Source organism: Syntrophomonas sp. UBA5494 (genome assembly GCF_002426325.1).
In genome coordinates this window covers 21,284-25,364 of record NZ_DIPG01000052.1, presented here as the reverse complement: position 1 = coordinate 25,364, position 4,081 = coordinate 21,284, and the positions used below count along the sequence as shown (strand labels likewise).

The window sequence follows — 4,081 nt, the reverse complement described above, 5'->3', positions numbered from 1 at the left end:
TACCGCGATAAAGGCGAGTATCTTTCGAAACAATTCGGGAACAGACTCCTGGCCACTCATTTATGCGACAATGACGGTATTGAGGACAGACACTGGCTGCCGGGGAATGGCCTGATTGATTGGCAAAAATTGCAGGAATCATTAACTTTGAATTCATATGATGGATATTTGACTTTGGAAATATATCCTAATCAGGAAGAAATAAGAGGAAAACCAAAAATGTTTATCGAAAAAGCATTTCAAAGCTTGTCGAAGGTAGCCGGCGGATTTGCAATGTCTCATAAAGATTCACCGCGAATATATTGATAAGCCAGTGGATTGAAGCTGTTGACAATGAGAAGATGTTGGAATAGCATGGATTCAATAGAATTAATTACATAATTCAGGTGTCGGTTATGGATCTTCTTTTGTCTATAATCGGTGAAAAGGAAAGCGGGTGAGAATCCCGCGCGGTCCCGCCGCTGTGAAGAGGAGTTCCTCCAGGATACCACTGGGAAACCGGGAAGGCTGGAGAGAGTGATGAGCCTGAAGCCAGAAGACCTGCCTGTCTTATGCACCATAACTCTACGAGCGATGGAGAGGTGTTTGACAGTGCTTGATCGTCTGCAGGATAGACTGGGCAGTTTAGATGAGAAATTAACCGAAAAAGAAAAAAAGCTTATCAGGATTATACGCGAGATCAATTACGGCGAAATTAAGGTCGTTATACAGGATAAACAGCCGGTACGTATAGAAGAAGTCAAAAAATCAATCAAACTTTAAAAAAATGCTGACCGAACAACGGAGGCGCTATTTTAGAATAGTGCCTCCGTTTTTAAATTTTAAGGGGGTATTGTGCCTTAAAAACCTTGTCAATAGAATAAAACCTCTTGCTGTTAAGGTGAATCCGAACTAAAGATCGGATTGAAAAGGGAACCGGGTGAAAATCCCGGGCGGTCCGGGCCACTGTAAGTGGGGAAGTGCTTTTTTAACAGACCACTGGAGCATATCCGGGAAGGAAAAAGGCAGCGATGAACCACAAGCCAGGAAACCTGCCTCGGCAATATTCTGCCAGCCTTCCATGGAAAGGTGATCTGTGCGTTTGAAAACTGCCTGTAAGGACGGAATTCTTTTGCCTCATCAGTCCCGGTTTCCTGTGGAAGCCGGGGCTTTTGACGATATGGGGGAAAATGTGTCGGCAGCAATGCCAATTGTGAAATTAACGGTGAGAAAGGCGAGTGAAAACAGTGGATGACAAAAAAACCGCCGTCAAGTTGAGCGAAAATGAACAAAAGGTTATCAACATCATCCGTAACACTGAATATGGAGAACTGAAAATCATCGTGCAGGATAAGCAGCCCATCATATTGGAGGAGGTGATCAAGGTCATCAAATTATAGAGAGCTTATCGCGATGACCATTCAGTACGGAGAGGGGGGACGAGTTTCATATTTGCTACCCAATAGAAAAAGGAGAGGAGTCAAGTAATGAAATATCGGAGTAACAGTAAGCACAGAGAGAAAGCCCTGGCGCTGCTGCTGGCCCTGGCCATGATCCTCACCCTGTTTCCGGGCCTGGGCGGCAGCGTCCTGGCAACGGGAGCAGCGGTGGTGGAAGTGAGCAACGCCACCGTGGCCTATGATGCCGTGGGAGCCGACCGGACGGTAGACATTCCGGTAAGTATAAGCGACAATCCGGGCATAGCCGGCTATGCTCTGGAAATCAGCTATGACAGTTCCGTCCTGAGCCTCAACAGCATAAACGAAGGAACAGTGGCGCTGGATAACTTTTCGCCGGAAATCATTGCAGATTCCGGCATAGCCTACGTCACTTCCAGCGCAACCGAAAACAATAGCGGTATTGGAACCTTATTCGATCTGAACTTTATTGTGGTAGAGGGCGCTGACCCTGGGGACTACCCCGTTGAGGTAGGCCTTAAAAACGGCCAAGAGGGCAATTTCTGCAATTCGCAACCCCAGGCAGTCGACGTGACCTTCATCTCCGGCAAGATTACGGTTGAAGCCCCGCCTGCTGCTGGGGCAGCAACGCCGACCTTCACCACCGATCTGAGCGTTGAACCCGTTACCTACAGCGTGGGTGAAACGGCCGCCGCCCTTACGGTGGAAGCCAGCGTAGGCGACGAAGGCACCCTCAGCTATCAGTGGTACAGCAACAGCATCAACAGCACCGAGGGCGGAACCGCGCTCAGCGAAGAAATCGCCGCCAGCTATATTCCTGCCATAGACAGCCCCGGCATTACATATTACTATGTGATTGCCACCAACACCCTAGGCGAAAGCACCGCCACGGCCACGAGCAACATTGCCGCCGTGACGGTGACGGAGGCCGCGCCGAGTTACGGAATCACCTTTGTTTCTCCGTTGGCTGATGCGGGCGCCGATGTTACAACATATCTATATGGTGATTTAGATTTCATTGATATAATTGTTGAAAAAAATATTACTTATGATAAAAAATATGATCTGTCCAGCGGCGAACTTATTCTTTCTATTGCTATAGATAGCTATAACAATGAAAACTACGCTTTCGACGGCTGGATGATCAACGGGACACTGTACGCTGAGAACACAGAATTGGGTTCCACCGCCTATCTGACCGATCAGGGAACCGATTATTATGGCATGCCTTCGGCGGCTTATATCGACTGTCCTGTTGGGGGGCCGAGTATTAAAAATAAACCGTTTTTGCTGCTCTGCGGGAACATCCTCGCCGATATTACAGTAGAAGCCATATTCTCGGAAAAAGAAGACCCGAGTACCGCCGCATATTCACCATCTGTAGCGGCGAATGATGAAGGAAAGGGTACGGTCGGCGAACCGGAATTTATTGCGAACACTGAGACCGGCAGCACATGGACCCTTACCGCCACCCCTGCCGAGGGGTATGCCTTTGATCATTGGGCTTACCGCGCTGCCGGCAGTGAAGATGAATACACCATAGATGAGGCATCATACGGGCAGGCCTCCTACACGGTTACGATCTCCGAGGACAGGGAATACATCGCCAATTTCACCGCCTCCCAACTCAGCCTGGGCGGGAGCATCCTGGGCGGGAATCATAGCCCGAGCATGGAATATCCGAAGTTACCCGGAGGTTTTTCCGATGAAATACCAGCAATGTCTGATGATCATATACAGCCGTCCGAAGTCTTCGTCGGAGAACTGGTGGGCTTTGGTATTGAATACACTCTGTCCGGCAGTGTAGCCGCGGGAACCCCGATCTCCTTTAAGCTTTATGCGGAAGACGATACGACAGGCAAGCCGCTGGCAGAAGCCGTGGGAACGATCAGGTCAGGCGGTGCTCCCGGTACTCCCATCACGGCGGGCACATACAAGATCTTCCTCAGAATCAACGCCATGCCAAACGTTTCCAAACTGACCGTGGCAGCACAACTCGGCGATAACAACCCCGTCACCAAAACCTATCCGGTATCGCCTAAAACGCCGACAGAGGACGACTATATCACCTGTGCCATCGCCGTTGGCGACTGCCTTCCGCTTACCCTGGTACGGGTGCTGAAGGGTGTGCCGGCCATCGAGGTGCTGACCGCAGCGCTGGAAAAGGAATACCCCAGTGACTCCCTAGATACCCCTGGCACCTGGTACATCGATATGCAAGGCGGCTTCATCAACGCCATCGGCGTTGATCCCAGCAGGCGGTGGAGCGGTTTTGTGGCTCTGGAATCCGCCGACAGGCCCGGGAGCATATACTGGGGTACAGGCACCTACACGGTTAACGGCTTTTTCTGCGACCTCGGTACGGTCAGCTGGATCAGCCATGATGGCGAAATCATAAGCTGGGGCGGAACCACAAGGCCGATGAGAATATTGGAGGGCGATGGCCAGGGTGGGAAAGTCGCTGTTGATTATGATCACAGGCTCAATCTTAAGTATATCCAAGGACCTACCCCCTGGTCAATCGCCGTTCTGCGTGACCATTATACAGATGAACAGTTATTGGCTGACGGAGTAAGCACCACCTACAAAACCCTTGATGAACTGAAGGCGCTGTACCCGCACCTGGCCGACAAACTGGACTGGTACCTGGCGGATGATTTAAAGGCTGGTCTCGATCCATTCAA

The 4,081-nt window shown here is 50.4% G+C and carries 4 protein-coding genes and 2 riboswitches; all 4 genes read left to right on the top strand.

The window, feature by feature from the left end:
• Window positions 1-306, top strand: a 306-nt coding sequence (locus B3W37_RS06280; protein WP_483175112.1) for a TIM barrel protein, incomplete at its 5' end; no start/stop codon positions are given.
• A gap of 61 nt (window positions 307-367) precedes the next feature.
• Window positions 368-562: riboswitch (cobalamin riboswitch) on the top strand.
• Between the two features lie 29 nt (window positions 563-591).
• Window positions 592-762 (top strand): DUF2292 domain-containing protein, encoded by a 171-nt coding sequence (locus B3W37_RS06275; RefSeq protein WP_483175110.1) that lies wholly within the window; start codon window positions 592-594, stop codon window positions 760-762.
• A 99-nt stretch (window positions 763-861) separates the two neighbouring features.
• A riboswitch (cobalamin riboswitch) is annotated at window positions 862-1,053 on the top strand.
• A gap of 164 nt (window positions 1,054-1,217) precedes the next feature.
• Window positions 1,218-1,379, top strand: a complete 162-nt coding sequence (locus tag B3W37_RS06270; RefSeq protein WP_483175109.1) for a DUF2292 domain-containing protein — start codon at window positions 1,218-1,220, stop codon at window positions 1,377-1,379.
• Window positions 1,380-1,466: 87 nt separating this feature from the next.
• On the top strand, window positions 1,467-4,081 hold a 2,615-nt coding region (locus B3W37_RS06265), incomplete at its 3' end, for a cohesin domain-containing protein (RefSeq protein WP_483175108.1).